Source organism: Pedobacter frigoris (genome assembly GCF_032678645.1).
GTDB lineage: Bacteria > Bacteroidota > Bacteroidia > Sphingobacteriales > Sphingobacteriaceae > Pedobacter > Pedobacter frigoris_A.
The window spans coordinates 552,092-569,276 of the sequence record NZ_JAVTSP010000003.1; the positions used below are offsets into that span (position 1 = coordinate 552,092).

The window sequence follows — 17,185 nt, forward strand, 5'->3', positions numbered from 1 at the left end:
GGGGCAAATTTAGGAATGTTTTCTGACCTTTTATTTATTCGTTAAGTCATCTTTGTGGTAATTGTACAACCAAAGTACAATATCCTGGTAACTGTCCGTGCCTTTTCTTTGATTGTTCAACTTTAGAAACCTGTCAAACGCTACATCAAGATAGCCGAACATCTCGTTATTATACCTACGCCAGAAATTGCGGTCATTTTTGAAGTTTTGCAGGGTAGATGAATGTATGGTTTTGTATAGGCTTTCGTAGTCTTCCGGAGATTTTATCCTAATCTCATAGAGTATGCTTTTTAGCATGGCATAGGCTGCTGAATAACGAAAATAGGCATTATCGCTATGGCTGGCTACGAGATAACCGACCAGGTTTGCTTCATCTTCTCTTGCAATGCCAAGCTGGTGGGCAATTTCATGACAGGTTACAAAAGGCAGGGCAACAGCAGGTAGTCTCATATTTACATTGGCCTCACCTGAAAGTGGGCTGTAATAACCTTCAATTCCTATTTTGGTGATGATCCAGCTATTCAATACAGGCTTAAGGGCGGGAACGCGATACCTGAAAAGTGTATTAGATTGGGCCATTTTATCGTAACCCTTCTTAGCAATGGTCTGCAATTGACCAATGTCGAACCTTGTTTTTTTTACTGAATCCAGTTCATTGAGTTTTTCGATGAAGAACTCTCCTAAAGATACAAGTTGGGCAGTGGTGTATTTATCGTCGCGAATGTTTAGTTGTTTTGAAACTGAAGGTCTGGAATAATTGAGTCCCCAGAGTATTTTGAATACTAAATATAAGATCAACAAGAAGTTAACTGCTTGAAGGGGTATTTTGATCCTGTCATCTTTTGTCAATGTTTTGGCTTTTATTTTTTTGTAAAAAAGGTAAAAGCTTCTTAATGTGAAAAAAATAAGCAGCAGGTATAAAAAATCGCCCAGGGCGAAGGGGATTAACGTGCTGATGGAGCGCTGAATGACTGAAGTAAAATTATACAGGCCTTCAGAATACACACTTTCTATGAAGTTAGCATTAAAACCTGCAATAAAAATGATTATTGAAAGTAATGTCAGGATTACAAATCGTTTCAATTGCAGGTTTGAAGTACTCATTACCTATTGAAGGCTAATCTTTTACCTATTTCGTTGGTCATGAATTTGCCCTTTTGATAAGCGAGGTTGCCAGATATAAAAGTATGTGTGATCTCAGACTTAAAGGTTTGGCCTTCAAAAGGAGACCAACCACATTTATAGAGGATATTTGCACGGGTTACTTTCACAGGATCATTTAAGTTCACCAATACCAGGTCGGCCCAATACCCTTCACGGATAAACCCTCTTTTGTCTATGTTGAAACATGTAGCTACGTTGTGTGCTGTTTTTTCAGCGATCTGCTCAAGAGAGATTTTATTCTGATGGTACATTTCGAGCAGTGCGGATAGTGCATGTTGCACTAGTGGGCCACCTGAAGGCGCCTGCAGGTAAGGCTGTTCTTTTTCCTCAATGGTGTGCGGTGCGTGATCTGTTGCGATGATGTCAATATGGCCATCAAGCACACCTTTTAAAATACCTGAGCGATCATCCGCAGTTTTTACCGCAGGGTTCCACTTGATCCAGTTGCCTTTGGTCGCATAGTCCTGATCATCAAACCAAAGGTGATGTACGCAAGCTTCAGCAGTAATTCTCTTATCTTTAAGAAGTGTTGCATTGTCAAAAAGTGCAACCTCACGAGCTGTAGATATATGGAGTATGTGTAGTCTGGTATTGTATTTTTTTGCCAGTTCCACCGCCATAGATGATGATTTATAACAGGCTTCGGCACTACGAATGAGCGGATGCATATCAATGGTAATATTATCACCGTATTTTTCTTTATACAATGCCATGTTAGCACGTATGGTTTGTTCGTCTTCACAATGAGTGGCTACCAGCATGGGTGCTTCTTTGAAGATATTTTCCAATACCTTTTCATTGTCGACCAGCATATTCCCCGTTGATGAACCCATGAATACCTTTATTCCGCATACGTTGGAAGGATCTGTTTTTAGTACTTCTTCCAGGTTGTCATTAGATGCACCCATGAAGAACGAATAATTTGCCAGGGATACCTCAGATGCGATTTTGTATTTATCGTTGAGTAACTCCTGAGTCAGGGTATTGGGTACTGTATTGGGCATTTCCATGAAAGAAGTGATGCCTCCGGCTACAGCTGCCATGCTTTCTGAAAAAATATCTGCTTTGTGTGTCAGACCAGGTTCTCTGAAATGTACCTGATCATCGATCATGCCGGGAAAAAGATGTAAGCCCTCTGCATTGATTTCCTGATCAGCGGGTTGATTGATATTAGGAGCGATTTTCTCTATAAATCCATCTTTAATGAGGACATCGGCTATCACTATTTGGCCTTCATTTACAATTGAAGCAGCTTTTATCAGAATGGTGTTCATGTTGGCAAAATTAGAAAAAATAAATGATCGTTGGGCTGGTTTCAAACAGTTTTAGCTGCGTTTGTATTTTGTCGCTGTCGTCATCTCGACCCTAAGGGAGAGATCTCTTGTTCAGACATAGTTCAAGAGATCTCTACTATCGTGGAGATGACGAAATGTTGATGATAACCGGGCTGGAGCCCAAACGGTCCGGATGAAGGTTTTTAATTTAAAACCCCGCTAAATATATTTTGACTATTTTTGCAAAATGGCCAAAAAATTTGAAGAGTTCAACCTTAACCGGCAAATCTTAAACGCGGTAGAAGACGCCGGATTCACGGAAGCTACCCCGATACAAGAAAAAGCAATAGGACCAGTTTTGTCAGGACAAGATCTTTTTGGTATAGCGGAAACGGGGACAGGGAAAACAGCAGCCTATGTGCTGCCTATTTTGATGCAATTGAAATATGCTCAGGGAGATTCTGCCAGGGCATTAATCCTGGCTCCGACCAGAGAGCTGGCGATGCAGATTACGGAGCATGTGAAGCTGTTTTCAAAGTATACGGATCTGCGTACAGTGGTTGTATACGGAGGATTGGGGCCTAAAACACAGATAGAACAGATCAATGCAGGTGTAGATATTATTGTAGCTACTCCGGGTAGATTTTTAGATATCTATCTTGCCGGACACATCAATACACAATATTTAAAGTTTTTGGTGCTGGATGAGGCGGATAAAATGATGGATATGGGATTTATTGGCTCCATCCACAGGATATTGGAGATCGTTCCCCGGAGAAGACAAAACCTGTTGTTTTCGGCAACCATGAGTGATCTGGTTCAAAAGATAGCTGGTGATTTCCTGAAGCACCCTACGATTATTGAAGTAGGAGAGCAAGCTACGCCGGCACAAACAGTTACTCAGGGTATGTATGAGGTGCCGAACTTTAAAACCAAGATCAATTTGCTTCAACATCTGATGAAAGATGTAGAAGCCTTTAAAAGGCTAATCATTTTCTGCAAGACGAAGACTGTTGCGGACAACATCTTTAGTTTTATTGAACGCAGGTTTGGTGCTGATGCGGTGAGGGTGATTCACGCGAACAAAGGCCAGAATACGCGTATCAATTCAATAAATAGCTTTAAAGAAGGCAACATCAGGGTGCTGGTGGCTACTGATGTGGCTGCAAGGGGTATCGATGTGACGGATGTAAGTCATGTGATCAACTTTGATGTGCCGATTATCATTGAAGATTACGTGCACAGGATTGGTCGTACAGGTAGGGCTTATGCTACCGGAGATGCACTGACTTTCTGCACGCCGGGCGAAAAATATTACATTGAGAAAATACAAAAACTCATCAGACAGGAAATTCCTGTTGTACCTTTGCCGGCAGAAGTATTCGTGGATGAAACCCCTTACGAAGAGAAACAAGCAATAGCGCGTGCTATAGATGATCAGAAACGTAAAGAAGATCCGGATTTTAAAGGAGCCTTTCACGAGAAAAAACATGCAGCTGCAATAGCTGCGGCAGCGAGAAACAAAACGAACAAGCAGCCTGCCTGGAAGAAAAAGAAATTTAAAAAGAGTAAATAGTTGAAAGTAAAACTGACCCCATTAAACATCGTTTCGGCTCTTGCCCTGGTAACTGCTGTGCTGTATTTATGGTACAGGAAGCCACCTGAACATGTGGATGTATCGGGGATATTGGCATTTTTCTCTTTTTTGGTAGCTGTTATTGCTTTTGTCTCCGATCTTATTTTCAGGAAATTTATTCCAAGCCTTAAAAAGCTGTGGATCATTGAGGGCGTATTGATCGCTTTCATCATCATTTTAATATTTATTATAAAAGCTAGCGTATAATTTAATGAAACAAGCAGAAATTAAAATCACAGTAGAACTAGACGAAAAAAACGTACCTGAAAATATCCTTTGGGAATCTACGGATGCTGAAACTCAGGAAAAGGTTCCGGTTAAGTCTATGATGCTCGCATTATGGGATCATAATTATAAAAACTCTATGCGTATTGATCTTTGGACGAAAGATATGCCTGTGGATGAAATGAAAAGGTTCTTTTATGAGACTTTGCAAACCATGGGAGATAGTTTCCTGAAAGCTACTGGTGAAACATTGATTGTAGAAGATCTTCGTGACTACTGTGCGCATTTTGCTGATAAGATGGGAATCAACACACAGGGCTAATCACATGAGAACACAAGGTATTATTGGTTCAGTAATTATGGCTGCAGGCGGCATGTGCCCGTTGATGCATGTTCCTATTATAGGCAATTGGAATTACTTTGATATTGACCAAAGACTCGCGATAGCATTTTATGTGATGGTAGTACTTGGATTGATCGGTTCTTTTGCGCAAAAACTCGGTTTGATCCGTTTTGCGGGATGGGGAGCGGTAGCACTGGTGTTAATTACCCTTGCCGGTATTTATTTCAAAGCACATGATTCATTTAGCTTTCTTCATTTTAAAAAGCTGGTAAACCTGGCGGCAGGACTGGTAAAGTACAAATGGGGATGGTATGTGATAGCAGCTGGTGCCTTTATTCTGATCACTGTCAGAAAACCAAAGGTAATCAGGGTCAATTAAATTATTTTAGGGAGACGCTAATTCAGGTCGCCAAGTGATTTGTGTTTGCGTCTCCTTTTGTATTGTGATTGTTTTAGGTGTTCATCTCCACTGATGATGCTGATGTTGCCATCAACTTCTAAAATGGCAAGTTTTACATCCTTATATTTTTCTATCCCATGCTCTCTCATGGCCTCCTCAAGTTCTTCGTTGGTGATGTCCAGTTTGCTCAGTGCATCAAAGTTTAGTTTTCCATTGTGAATGAGAATCTCCGGGTGTTGAGAAATGAGATCCCTTACCTTTTTGCTTTTGTACATGAGCTTTTTTAAGGCAAAGTTTAGCGCAAACAATACGGCAGCAGCAATTAAACCGCCTGATAGAGAGGAATTTGTACCTACCATTGCGTTTTGCACGGCATTACTGATCAGCAGGATCAGCACCACATCGGTGGTATTTAGCTGAGACAATTCTTTTTTCCCTGTAAGGCGAATTGCAACCAGCATAAAGCTATATACGGCAAGGCTCCTCAGGACGATATCGAGATATTCATTCATTTTTTAGAAAATTAAGGTAGTTTGTCCTTTTCCGCTTATGGCTCTTTCATGTTCCAGAAGCCATTGTTTTCTCCATAAACCCCCAGCATAACCTACGAGTTTTCCATTGCTTCCGATTACGCGGTGACAAGGAACAACAATGGCAAGGTTGTTCTTTCCGTTTGCGGCTGCGATCGCTCTGATTGCCAGTGGATTATTCATTTGTTTTGAAAACTGCAGATAAGATATGGTGGATGCGTAATTTATCTTTATCAGGTTATCCCATACGTTTTGCTGAAACTCTGTTCCCGGTTGTGCCAGCGGTAAGCTAAACGTTTGAAGTTTGCCGGCAAAATAGTCCTGCAATTGGTGGGCAGCGAGTTTGCTGTGTTGGTTTTCAATAAGATCTGTGGTATCGCTCTCTTTAAAAGTGATCTTGGTAATGAACTGATCATCAGCGAAAATGCGGACCGGTCCAACAGGACTTTCTATAATTGTGCAGTATTCATTCATCATCACAATACAATATTATTGATATTTTGAATGATAACTGTGTGGTGTATAATAAAAATATCTGATTTAAATTATATTTGCCTCGGAATGCAGCTGATTAAACAGGTAAAATATTTAGTTAAAAAGGAATTGGTGCTGGAGTGGAGGTCTAAGTATGCTTTAAACGGTGTGCTCCTTTACGTGGTATCAACCATCTTTGTCTGCTTTTTATCTTTTGTCGGGCTGTCTCATCCTGTGACCTGGAATGCCCTGTTCTGGATCATTATGTTGTTTGCTTCTTTGAATGCTGTTGCCAAGAGCTTTTTACAGGAAAGCAGGGGCAGGCAGATCTACATTTATACGATAGCGAGTCCGCTTGCGCTGATCATTTCAAAAACGCTTTACAATATCCTGCTGATGGAGGTGCTGACCTTAATCGCTTTGTTTTTTTACATTGTGGTATTTGATTATGTGCCACAGGACCTGGGATTGTATATTGTCGCCACTATTTTAGGAAGTTTAAGCTTTTCTACCATATTTACGATGATTTCGGCCATAGCTTCAAAGGCTGGAAATGGTGGGATGCTCATGGCTATATTGAGCTTTCCGGTGATTATACCGGTGTTGATAGTCTTGATTAAATTGACAAAAAATGCGATTGACGGGCTTGACAGAAGTGTGAGCCTGGATGAGATTGGACTGCTTTTAGTGATTAATGTACTGGTAGGAGCGGTGAGTTTGTTGTTATTTCCTTACCTTTGGCGCGATTAAAAAATTGATATAATGTATAAAAACTGGTGGAAAATATTGGGTGCAGTATTGGTTGTTTATTCGACAATATGGGGTTTTTTATCGACCGTGCCTGCCCTGCCTATTTTGCATGAAAGTATCAGAAATCTGTATTTTCATGTGCCGATGTGGTTTGGGATGATTGTATTGTTCAGTATATCAGTTTTTTATAGCATTAAGTATTTAAGCAGCAATGACCCGGAACATGATATTAAAGCCGTCGAGAGCATCAATGTTGGCGTAATCTACGGTATACTGGGTATCGTTACAGGTGCGATCTGGGCGAGGTTTACATGGGGACAGGCATGGAGCTTTGATGTGAAGCAGAACTTTGCGGCCATCGCACTTTTGCTGTACTTTGCCTATTTGGTGTTGCGTAATGCCATTGATGAAGAACAAAAAAGAGCTAAGATTTCAGCAATATATAACATATTCGCATTTCCGATAATGGTGGTTTTACTTTTTGTATTGCCACGTCTTGCTGATTCTTTACATCCTGGAAATGGCGGTAATCCTGGTTTTAATGCCTATGATCTTGACAGCAGAATGAGGATGGTGTTTTATCCCGCGTGTCTTGGCTGGATATTGATCGGATGTTGGATTTACACCGTACGTTTCAGGATTCGCAAATTAGAAAAAAACAATACAATATAGCTATGAAGAAGATTTTAGTTACCTTTTTGATGTCAATGATCGCGGTGCAATTGTTTGCGCAAGATCAGGGTTCAACAATTTCTGACAGCCTATATGCATCAGGTAAAATATATGTGGTGGTAGCCTGTATTGTGTTAATTTTACTAGGCTTACTTTTCTTTCTATTCTCCATAGAAAAAAGATTAAAAAAGTTAGAAAAAAAATCCTCGGACAAAAACTAATTTTAAATCGTTTAATCCCTGTTTTTAGGCCTTTTCATGGGTAGTGTGTCACTTACACTAAGTGATTCTGCATTTGCATTAATCGTTTTTTTTACTGCAATTTTGCACCCATAACGAATAAGAACTTATTTCAAATTCATAAAAAACAAATAATGGCTAATACAGCAAATGAGACAAAATTTTTTGCAGACGTATGCAGTAATTTTGACAGTGCCGCAAAATTTACCTCCCATCCAGAAGGTTTATTAAATCAGATTAAAGCTTGTAACAGTGTGTACCGTTTTCAGTTTCCGATCCGTAGGGGAAATGGTTTTGAGGTTATCGACGCCTGGCGTGTAGAACACTCACACCACATGAGCCCAACTAAAGGTGGTATCCGTTACAGTGAGATGGTAAACGAGGATGAAGTGATGGCGTTAGCGGCTTTGATGACGTACAAATGTGCAATTGTTAACGTACCTTTTGGTGGTGCAAAAGGTGGTATTTGCATCAACCCAAAAAACTATTCTGTAGCTGAACTGGAGACGATTACGCGTCGTTATACTACAGAATTAATTAAGAAGAACTTTATTGGTCCTGGTATCGACGTTCCTGCTCCTGATTATGGGTCTGGTGAGCGTGAGATGAGCTGGATTGCAGATACTTATATGACCATGAATCCAGGTCAACTTGATGCATTGGGCTGTGTAACGGGTAAACCTATTGCGCTTCATGGTATTCGTGGACGTAAAGAAGCTACCGGCCGTGGTGTTGCATATGCTACACGCGAGTGTGTAAGTGTTGCTGAAGATATGGCAAAGCTTGGCCTTTCCGCTGGTTTGGGTGACAAACGTGTAATCGTACAGGGCTTAGGTAACGTGGGTTATCACTCTGCTAAATTCCTTGCAGAATTCGGAGCAACAATTGTTGGGCTTTGTGAGTACGAAGGAGCGATCTACAATGCAAATGGTTTGAATATTGATGAAGTTTTTGCCCATCGTAAAAATACAGGATCTATTTTAGGATTCCCCGGTGCTACTGACTTTAAAAACTCGATGGAAGGTTTGGAGCAACCATGTGATATATTGGTTCCTGCTGCTTTAGAAAATCAGATTACTGCAGAAAACATCAGAAACATTAAAGCTAAGATCATTGCTGAAGGTGCTAACGGACCTTGTACTCCGGAAGCTGAAGAGATTTTTACGGAAATGGGCGGTATCATCATCCCTGATATGTATTGCAACGCAGGTGGTGTAACTGTATCTTATTTTGAGTGGTTGAAAAACCTTTCTCACGTAGCCTTTGGACGTATGGAAAATCGTTATGCTGAGAACTCTAATGCTAATCTGATCAATACCTTAGAAAACCTGACAGGTAAGAAGATTCCTGCTGAAAATCGTTTGATGATCGTAAAAGGAGCTTCCGAGATGGAGTTGGTTAACTCAGGATTAGAAGATACCATGATTCATTCTTATCATGAAATCAGAGAAAATCTGGTTAACAGACCAGGTATTCAAACATTAAGAACAGCAGCTTTTGTTGGTTCAATTGATAAAATTGCAATTTCTTATATGAACCTTGGTATCTGGCCATAGGTTATCTGATCATCTTATATGAAGAAGGCGTCTGGCAAAAAACCAGACGCTTTTCTTTTATCAGCCAAAATGCGATCAAACTTTTTGATGAAACCGTTTGATGGTCAATAAACTGTCATCATACCGAATTGACGCGTTTCAAAAGCGTATAGGTACTTATATTTTTTATCTTTGTACCATTCTTTTTAATATTTAGTACCATTATGAGAAAAAGTGCAATTATTGGTTTAATTACAATAGCGTTATGTGTGGGGTTCTTAGTTAGTTTAAGTGCAGATACAAATACCTATTCTACATTTACTGAAGCTGCGAAGGATTCCAGAGAATTTCATGTAATGGGATATTGGGAAAAAGAAAAAGGTATGTATTACGATGCTCAAAAGGATGCCAATCACTTTGCTTTCTACATGAAAGATCAAAATGGAGCGGTAAATAAGGTAGTTTATAACGGAACAAAACCACAGGATTTTGAGCGCTCAGAAAAACTGGTATTGATAGGCGAAATGAAAAAAGGCACTTTTTATGCCTCTAAGATATTGATGAAATGTCCATCTAAATATAATAATGACCTTGTTGAGGTTAAGCAGGACGGCACAGTGAAAAAATACAACTAATCTTAATGGATATACAATTTATTGGAGAGAATCTCCTTCCGGGTAAAATCGGCCAATTCTTTATTGTTTTAGCGTTTGGAGCATCTTTATTATCAACCATCTCTTATTTTTTTGCTACACGTAATAAGGATCTTTCGGATCAATCCTGGACACGACTTGGTCGGATAGGCTTTCTTGTAAATTTCGCCAGTATCATAGGGATAGGTGCTACTTTGTTCTATCTGATCCTGAACCATTATAATGAATATTATTACGTTTGGTCTCATTCATCAAAAGCCCTTCCTGTATATTACATTGTTTCTGCTTTCTGGGAAGGTCAGGAGGGAAGTTTTTGGTTGTGGGCTTTCTGGCAATCTGTACTTGGAGCTATATTGATATGGAAAGCAAGGTCGTGGGAAAATGGAGTAATGACCACAGTGGCTCTTTCTCAGGCTTTTCTAACTTCCATGCTGTTAGGCGTGCAAATATTCGGTGAGCGTATAGGAAGTTCGCCTTTTATCTTGCTTAGGGATGCCATGAATCTTAAGGAGATGGCGCCAATATTTGCTGATCCTGAAAATTTCAAGAATTACCTTAAGTTTATTACCGACGGAAAAGGGCTAAATCCACTTCTTCAAAACTATTGGATGGTGATACATCCACCGACACTATTCCTTGGGTTTGCCAGTATGGTGGTACCTTTTGCTTATGGAATCGCTGGATTGTGGCAGAAGAAATATAAAGAATGGGTAAAACCTGCTATGCCATGGGCATTGTTTGCTGTAATGGTTTTAGGAACAGGTATTATCATGGGCTCTTTTTGGGCATATGAGGCACTGAATTTTGGCGGTTTTTGGGCCTGGGACCCGGTAGAAAATGCGTCTATCATTCCATGGCTAACTTTAATCGCAGGCGTACACGTAATGATTGCTTTTAAGAATACCGGGCATGCATTTTTTACTGCGATTATGCTGGTGTTTTTGAGTTTTGTATTGGTATTATATGCTTCATTCTTAACCAGAAGTGGCATTCTTGGAGAAACGTCGGTACACTCATTTACCGATCTCGGAATGTTTGGTCATCTGATATTATATAATATCGTGTTCCTTGTTCTTCCTGTTGTTCTGTTGATTGTAAGGTGGAAAGAACTTCCAATTACGAATAAAGATGAGGAGACTTACTCAAGGGAATTCTGGATGTTTATAGGGGCGCTGGTGGTTACAGTGGCTTGTATACAGGTTATATTTTCTACCTCAGTTCCTGTATTTAATGCAGCGTTCGGGACTAACTTTGCGCCACCAATTGATGCGGTTAAATATTATAATCAGTGGCAGGCACCTTTTGCCATTCTGGTAACTATCATTTCTGGATTTTCACAGTTCATGAAATACAAAAGGACTGATATCCGTAAATTCTATAGCAGCCTGATTGCTTCGGTGACATTCGCAGCTGTAATCACCGCCGGCTTTGTTTACATCACCGGGATATATGGTAACCTGATGTATATATTACTGACGTTTAGTTGTTTGTTTGCGATTCTGTCTAATGCAAGGGTTTTGGCTCAGGCATTTGGTGGTAAACGTAAGCTGATAGGTGCAGCAGTAGCACATATAGGTTTTGCTTTACTTTTGCTGGGCGCTTTAGTTGCGGCCGCAACGAATAAACCTATTTCTTTAAATGCTTCAAAGTTCATCCCTGTAGAGGGTTTTGAGAAAGCTGAAAAACCCGGTGAAAATATCGTGCTTTATAGAAATGAGCCTAAGAAAATGGGGCGCTTTACGGTAACTTATATTAGCGATACCACTATAGCTCCGAATACTTTCTTTAAATTGAATTTTAAAGTGGTAGATGAAAAAACAGGAAAAGTAAAAGAAGATTTTGAATTGAATCCTCATGTTCAGGCCAATGAAGCTATGGGACTTATCGCTTCTCCTGATACAAAACACTACCTGACTTACGATATATATACCCACATCACAAGTGCACCTGTGAAAGAGGCCGATCGTGATCATGCTGATCACGAAGGACACACTGAAGAAGAGAATTATAAAGCTCCGCGTATTGTGAATTTAGCGGTAGGAGATACTCTGCATACCAGTAGCGGTGTACTTACCATTAAGGCATTGAATAATAAACCAGTGGCTAAAAATTTGGTGCTTGCTCCAGGTGATCTGGCCGTGGGATTACCATTGGAGGTAAATGTTAGCGGAAAGATTTATAAAGCAGAACCTATATTTTTGATCAAAGGCAATAACGTTTTTGATTTTGCCCGCAACATAGATGAACTTGGATTACGGGTTAGGTTTACCAAAGTGCTTCCAGACCAGGGAAAAGTTGAGGTTCAGGTTTATGAAAAACCACAACAGGCGAAGGATTGGGTTGTTTTCAAATCAATAGAGTTTCCATATATCAACTTGTACTGGATTGGAACTATTGTAATGGTGATTGGGTTTCTGATCTCAATCTTTAGAAGACAGAAAGAGGTGAAAGCTGTTTAATGAATGTAGTTTGTATTGGTTCCGGTAATGTGGCAACACATATGGCTCATGCCCTAAAAAAGTCAGGAGCTAATCTGACTCAGATCTGGAGCAGAAGTCTGGACAACGCTGCTATCCTGGGGAATGAATTAGAAGCCAAATCAATATCAACGTTTCAAGAAATTGACAGGTCTGCGGATCTTTATGTTATAGCAGTTAAAGATGATGCTATAGCTGAAGTAGCCGTGGCACTTAAAGGTGTAGAGGGTTTAGTTGTCCATACCTCTGGAGCCACAGATATCAGCATATTATCTTCATTTAAAAATTACGGGGTACTGTATCCTTTGCAGACTTTTTCTAAAAAGAAACAACTGGATTTTGCAAACGTACCCTTGTGTATTGAATCTCTAGATGAATCTGTTTTAGACAAATTAAGATCTGTAGCTTTAGGCTTGACACCTATGGTTTATGAAGTAGATAGCGAGAAAAGAAAGATATTGCATCTTGCGGCAGTTTTTGGATGTAACTTCGTGAATCATATGTATGTGCTGAGTAATGAGCTTGTTAAACACCATGGTTTGGATTTTGAAATGCTCAAACCATTGATTATGGAGACGGCTGTTAAAGTACAAACTGAATTGCCAATAAATGTACAAACAGGGCCGGCCGTAAGAAACGACGAAAAAACCATATTGAAACATCTGGAATTGCTAGATCAAATGCCTGATTTGGCAAGGATATATCAAACTTTAAGTAAAAGCATTAAAAAAACACATTCATAGTATAATTGCCATTTTTGGTGCTTATTTTTGAACACAATTATGAGTATTTTTAAATTAAAGATAAATTTTGAAGAGCAGGGAAAAGAATCTATAGAACTGCCTATCGTAGGTGGGGAGTCCGTTTTGGATGCCTGTATGGATCATGGGATAGAATTACAGCACAATTGCGGTGGTGTTTGTGGTTGTAGTACCTGTCATGTATATGTACTTAAGGGAATGGATAACATTCAGGAGATATCTGATAAAGAAGAAGATTTTATTGACAGAGCCGTCCGTCCAAGGATTACATCAAGACTGGGTTGTCAATGTGTAGTTATAGATGGTGATATCGAAGTAACAATACCTGATCAATCAGAATTTTTAGGTCACTAATTAACAAATTAAGAAGATAATGATACAAGATAAATTTGCGCTGCCAATATACTGGAACGATCACGAGGATATTGCTCAGGAATTATATGAGAAATTCGGTGATGAGTTTAACGAAGCTAAAATATACCGCATCAGGTTTACCGAGTTGTTAGAATGGGTATTGGAATTGCCTAATTTCAAGGGAACCAGAGAAGAAAGTAACGAAGGTCACCTTGAACAGATCCAGTCTGCCTGGGTTTACGAATGGAGAGATAACCAAGACTAATTGGCATGTTTCTGCAAAAGCTAAAAGAGATTACCACATTTATATTTGATGTTGATGGCGTATTGACCAACGGTGACATCATCGCATCAGATAATGGTGAGTTTTTGCGAACATTCAATATTAAAGATGGTTATGCCCTGCAGCTTGCTGTTAAAAGAGGATATCTGATATGCGTGATTTCAGGTGGTAAGGGTATAGCCATGCAAAAGCGGTTTGAAGGACTGGGGATACAGGAGATTTATTTGGGAGTAGGAGATAAGGTAGCAATATATAAGAGCCTTCTGGCTAAATATAGCCTTAGTGCTGAAGAAATCTTATACATGGGAGATGATATCCCGGATTTAAAGGTAATGCAGCTAGTGGGGCTCCCAACATGTCCCTCTGACGCTGTGCCTGAGATCAAGGCCGTATCCGAATACATTTCTCCCTATACCGGCGGTAAAACAGCGGTAAGGGATATCATTGAAAAAGTACTTAGGGTGCAATCTAAGTGGTTCGACGAGAACCCATCTGCCGCCGATTCCGGCAAATAGCTTTAGTTTGTTTGTTGCAACAAGTATGTTACCTTGAGTGATTAAACCTCAGGTGCTGTTTATTCTCTAACTATCACAAAAACAGTAAACAGAATTATGAAAAAATTATTGATTATTTGCGGATTGTTATTCAGTGTGATAACATTTGCACAAGCGCAAGATGGACAAGGTCAAAGACAAGGTGGTCGCGGAATGGGAACTCCTGAAGAAAGGGCTAAGAGACAAGTTGACAATTTGACTGAAAAACTGAAGCTTACAGAAGATCAAAAGACTAAAGTTACTGCTATCTATGCTGAACAAGGTGCAAGTATGAAAAAATTGCGTGAAGAAGCAAACGGAGACAGAGATGCAATGATGGCTTCTATGACTAAACTTAATGATGCAACTGATGCGAAAATCAATGCTTTATTGACTGATGATCAGAAAAAAGCTTTCACTACCTTAAAAGAGGAAAGAAAAGAACAACAGAAAAAAAGAATGGAAGGCAGAGGCCAGGGTGGTCAGGGACAAGCGAAACAATAGTCAACAAGCCAGTTTAAATAATAAAAGCGACTTATGGTCGCTTTTATTATTTTTGTACAATTAAAGAATCTATATGTACAAGCAAAAACTACCAATCATACTGGCATCAAAATCGCCCCGCAGACAAGAACTGATGACATTGATGGGGCTGGATTTTCAGGTAGTTTTAAAAGAGGTAGATGAAAGCTATCCATCCGCGCTTTCTCCTTCAGAAATTGCGGTTTATATCGCTGAAAAAAAAGCTAATGCCTTTATTAAGGACCGCAGTTCGAATGTTGTAATTACAGCAGATACAATCGTTTCCTATAACAATGAAATACTTGGTAAGCCTAATGATGCACTTCATGCTGCTCAAATTCTAAGCAAACTTTCAGGAACAAATCATCAGGTTTATACCGGTGTCAGCATTGCTTATAGAGATCAGCTTAAGTCATTTTATGACATAACTGAAGTGTTTTTTAATGTGCTTACTAAGGAACAAATAGCTTATTACATTGAGAATTACAATCCACTGGACAAAGCTGGAGCTTATGGCATTCAGGACTGGATTGGGTTGGTCGCAGTTGAAAAAATTATTGGTTCTTATACAAATGTGATGGGCTTGCCAACAGAAAAGCTATACAAGGCCTTGTCTGAATTTTAAGCCACTCAATATTCCCATCTTTAAATCATAAGTGGAAAGCGTGATCTCCTTAATGGCGCAGGTCTCAATGACATAATCTGTTAAAATTGCTGCGATTACTATCATGTCAACTCTGAGTTTAACCAAGCCCGGCATTTGATCGCGCTCATGGTGTGTTGAAGCAATTAGTTGTTTTGACAGGGATTGGTATGATGTAAATGGTATCGCTACGGATTTTGTTGTTTTTATGTCGAGATCTTCTAAAATGAGTCCTGCAAAAGTTTCAAAAGCGCCTGCTGAACCAATCAGTTGCGTAGGTTTATAAATTGAACAAGCTATTTTTAAGTCCTCAAGTGTATCATTTAAGTGGGTTTTGATCTCAGCCTTATCATTTTCACTGATCGGGTCTGAATTGAAATATGCCTGCATTAATCTTGCCGCACCCACATTGTAACTTTTCTTCCAAACCAAAGCATGTTGGTTACAGATTATAAATTCAGTGCTTCCCCCTCCAATGTCCATGATCAGTGAAGTGCTTTTAATAGCACCTGTAGCTTTTACTCCCCTATAAATGTATTCGGCTTCCACCTCACCTGTAATGACCTCAATTTCTATGTCAGCCTGATCCCTGGCTGCATTTACGAATTCGCCACCATTCTCTGCGCTTCTCACAGCTGAAGTAGCTATCGCCCTTATCGTAGTTACCTGGTGCCTTTCAATTTCAGTTCTAAAGTCTTGCAATGTCTTAATTCCTCTTTCAAAAGCCTCGGGAATAATGATATTTTCATTAATCCTGCCTTCTCCAAGCCTTACTGGTACGTTAGTTTTGTAGATAATCTGAACCTGGTGGGAAGGAGATATTTCTGCGATGATAAGATGAAAAGTGTTGGTTCCAAGGTCTATAATAGCTGCTCTCATGTTGGTTTGGTTAGGGACGCAAAGCTATTAAAAATCTACTCATTTATTTTGTGTCAATCCGATCAATTGTTTAGAATTTATCAGTGCTGAATTTCCCCATGTGTTATTGAAATAGACAAATATTTTTTTGTTTATTGGTTTAATGCTTTTAGCAAATTCTATGATTTGTTCTTTTGGATATAGCGATTTATAAAGGACAGGTTTGCCGTGGAACCTATAATAAACAGGATCAACATTCTGAATCGTATCTTCAGGGATTTCTGGAGAAGGGTAGCTGATTCCGCTAAAAGTAATGGCATTTGTCCGAAACGCTTCGAAAACTTCATCTGTCCACCAGCTTTTGTGCCGGGGTTCTATTACATTGTTGAAGCCAGCCCGCATTTTACTTAGAATTAAATCAAGGTGATCTTTTGAAAATGTGAAACTTGGTGGAAGCTGGAATAAAATGCAGCCCAGTTTATCCTTCAGTCCATCCTTTGTGATATTGTAGAAATCATCGATAAGATCCGAAGAATCTTTAAACTTATTGTAGTGCGTAATGGTTCTCGGAGCTTTAATACTGAATAGAAAGTCATCCGGACTTGTATCATGCCATGTTGCAAAGCTTTTAGGAGAAGGCTGCCTGTAAAATGATGAGTTGATCTCAATGGTATTGAAATGCTGACAATAGTATTCAAACCATTCCTTTTGGGGTAAGCCGGTAGGATAGAAGATATCTTTCCATTCCTTGTAGTAAAATCCCGAACAACCTATTCTCCATTCCATTATTTAAAATCCAGTTACGGTTATAACAAAAATTTTTGTGCTAAAGTTTGCTGCATAAAAAAAGCCACCTTTT

Annotated in this window: 22 protein-coding genes; 16 read left to right on the top strand and 6 right to left on the bottom strand. The window is 39.5% G+C overall.

Going from position 1 to position 17,185, the window contains the following annotated elements; all coding sequences use genetic code 11:
* Positions 1–30: 30 nt before the first annotated feature.
* Together R2Q78_RS12780 and R2Q78_RS12785 are read right to left on the bottom strand one after the other, a co-directional pair.
* Complete coding sequence (locus R2Q78_RS12780) at positions 31–1,104, bottom strand: DUF3810 domain-containing protein (protein ID WP_316792464.1); 1,074 nt, start codon at positions 1,102–1,104, stop codon at positions 31–33.
* Positions 1,104–2,438: a dihydroorotase gene (locus R2Q78_RS12785; RefSeq protein ID WP_316792466.1), complete on the bottom strand. Its 1,335-nt coding sequence runs from the start codon at positions 2,436–2,438 to the stop codon at positions 1,104–1,106. The genes R2Q78_RS12780 and R2Q78_RS12785 overlap by 1 nt, the downstream gene beginning before the upstream one ends.
* 247 nt (positions 2,439–2,685) lie before the next feature.
* Here R2Q78_RS12785 and R2Q78_RS12790 point away from each other — a divergent pair, with 247 nt between their 5' ends.
* From R2Q78_RS12790 to R2Q78_RS12805, 4 genes are read left to right on the top strand one after another with little or no spacing between them, the layout of a single operon-like run.
* A complete protein-coding gene (locus R2Q78_RS12790) occupies positions 2,686–4,014 on the top strand; it encodes a DEAD/DEAH box helicase (protein WP_316792468.1) in 1,329 nt (442 codons plus the stop codon).
* Entirely contained in the window at positions 4,015–4,281 is a 267-nt protein-coding gene (locus R2Q78_RS12795; protein ID WP_316792470.1) for a hypothetical protein, read from the top strand.
* 4 nt (positions 4,282–4,285) lie between these two features.
* On the top strand, positions 4,286–4,621 hold the full coding sequence (gene gldC / locus R2Q78_RS12800) for a gliding motility protein GldC (RefSeq protein WP_136834172.1): 336 nt from the start codon (positions 4,286–4,288) through the stop codon (positions 4,619–4,621).
* A gap of 4 nt (positions 4,622–4,625) precedes the next feature.
* Entirely contained in the window at positions 4,626–5,021 is a 396-nt protein-coding gene (locus tag R2Q78_RS12805; RefSeq protein WP_316792474.1) for a hypothetical protein, read from the top strand.
* Between the two features lie 17 nt (positions 5,022–5,038).
* Here the strand turns inward: R2Q78_RS12805 and R2Q78_RS12810 are convergent, their stop codons facing one another.
* Entirely contained in the window at positions 5,039–5,554 is a 516-nt protein-coding gene (locus R2Q78_RS12810; protein ID WP_316792476.1) for a DUF421 domain-containing protein, read from the bottom strand.
* Between the two features lie 3 nt (positions 5,555–5,557).
* Positions 5,558–6,049 carry a methylated-DNA--[protein]-cysteine S-methyltransferase gene (locus tag R2Q78_RS12815; protein WP_316792478.1) on the bottom strand — a complete coding sequence of 164 codons (492 nt, stop codon included), beginning with the start codon at positions 6,047–6,049 and terminating at the stop codon, positions 5,558–5,560.
* 84 nt (positions 6,050–6,133) lie between these two features.
* On the opposite strand from R2Q78_RS12815, the gene R2Q78_RS12820 reads away from it, so the two are divergent.
* The 12 genes from R2Q78_RS12820 to R2Q78_RS12875 all read left to right on the top strand — a co-directional run bounded on the left by R2Q78_RS12820 (position 6,134) and on the right by R2Q78_RS12875 (position 15,450).
* The gene (locus R2Q78_RS12820) at positions 6,134–6,796 is read left to right on the top strand and encodes a heme exporter protein CcmB (protein ID WP_316792480.1); all 663 of its coding nucleotides are present in this window, start codon (positions 6,134–6,136) and stop codon (positions 6,794–6,796) included.
* Positions 6,797–6,808: 12 nt separating this feature from the next.
* A complete protein-coding gene (locus tag R2Q78_RS12825; protein ID WP_316792481.1) occupies positions 6,809–7,468 on the top strand; it encodes a cytochrome c biogenesis protein in 660 nt (219 codons plus the stop codon).
* A gap of 2 nt (positions 7,469–7,470) precedes the next feature.
* Positions 7,471–7,689: a CcmD family protein gene (locus R2Q78_RS12830; RefSeq protein WP_316792482.1), complete on the top strand. Its 219-nt coding sequence runs from the start codon at positions 7,471–7,473 to the stop codon at positions 7,687–7,689.
* Positions 7,690–7,841: 152 nt separating this feature from the next.
* Positions 7,842–9,263 (top strand): Glu/Leu/Phe/Val dehydrogenase, encoded by a 1,422-nt coding sequence (locus tag R2Q78_RS12835; protein WP_316792484.1) that lies wholly within the window; start codon positions 7,842–7,844, stop codon positions 9,261–9,263.
* A gap of 203 nt (positions 9,264–9,466) precedes the next feature.
* Positions 9,467–9,877 (top strand): cytochrome c maturation protein CcmE, encoded by a 411-nt coding sequence (locus tag R2Q78_RS12840; protein ID WP_316792486.1) that lies wholly within the window; start codon positions 9,467–9,469, stop codon positions 9,875–9,877.
* 5 nt (positions 9,878–9,882) lie between these two features.
* A complete protein-coding gene (ccsA, locus tag R2Q78_RS12845; RefSeq protein ID WP_316792488.1) occupies positions 9,883–12,354 on the top strand; it encodes a cytochrome c biogenesis protein CcsA in 2,472 nt (823 codons plus the stop codon).
* Positions 12,354–13,115, top strand: a complete 762-nt coding sequence (locus R2Q78_RS12850; RefSeq protein WP_316792491.1) for a Rossmann-like and DUF2520 domain-containing protein — start codon at positions 12,354–12,356, stop codon at positions 13,113–13,115. Before ccsA ends, R2Q78_RS12850 begins: the two co-directional genes overlap by 1 nt.
* A gap of 39 nt (positions 13,116–13,154) precedes the next feature.
* Entirely contained in the window at positions 13,155–13,487 is a 333-nt protein-coding gene (locus R2Q78_RS12855) for a 2Fe-2S iron-sulfur cluster-binding protein (RefSeq protein ID WP_136834182.1), read from the top strand.
* A 19-nt stretch (positions 13,488–13,506) separates the two neighbouring features.
* Complete coding sequence (gene iscX, locus R2Q78_RS12860) at positions 13,507–13,752, top strand: Fe-S cluster assembly protein IscX (protein WP_136834183.1); 246 nt, start codon at positions 13,507–13,509, stop codon at positions 13,750–13,752.
* Positions 13,753–13,757: 5 nt separating this feature from the next.
* Positions 13,758–14,285, top strand: coding sequence for an HAD-IIIA family hydrolase (locus tag R2Q78_RS12865; RefSeq protein WP_316792494.1), 528 nt, complete (start codon positions 13,758–13,760; stop codon positions 14,283–14,285).
* A gap of 96 nt (positions 14,286–14,381) precedes the next feature.
* Positions 14,382–14,807 carry a Spy/CpxP family protein refolding chaperone gene (locus R2Q78_RS12870; RefSeq protein WP_316792496.1) on the top strand — a complete coding sequence of 142 codons (426 nt, stop codon included), beginning with the start codon at positions 14,382–14,384 and terminating at the stop codon, positions 14,805–14,807.
* Between the two features lie 73 nt (positions 14,808–14,880).
* On the top strand, positions 14,881–15,450 hold the full coding sequence (locus R2Q78_RS12875; protein WP_316792498.1) for a Maf family nucleotide pyrophosphatase: 570 nt from the start codon (positions 14,881–14,883) through the stop codon (positions 15,448–15,450).
* Here the strand turns inward: R2Q78_RS12875 and R2Q78_RS12880 are convergent.
* Both R2Q78_RS12880 and R2Q78_RS12885 read right to left on the bottom strand, forming a co-directional pair.
* Positions 15,424–16,347: an exopolyphosphatase gene (locus R2Q78_RS12880; protein WP_316792500.1), complete on the bottom strand. Its 924-nt coding sequence runs from the start codon at positions 16,345–16,347 to the stop codon at positions 15,424–15,426. The two genes, R2Q78_RS12875 and R2Q78_RS12880, sit on opposite strands and share 27 nt — an antisense overlap.
* A gap of 39 nt (positions 16,348–16,386) precedes the next feature.
* The gene (locus R2Q78_RS12885; RefSeq protein ID WP_316792501.1) at positions 16,387–17,112 is read right to left on the bottom strand and encodes a DUF72 domain-containing protein; all 726 of its coding nucleotides are present in this window, start codon (positions 17,110–17,112) and stop codon (positions 16,387–16,389) included.
* Positions 17,113–17,185: the final 73 nt, after the last annotated feature.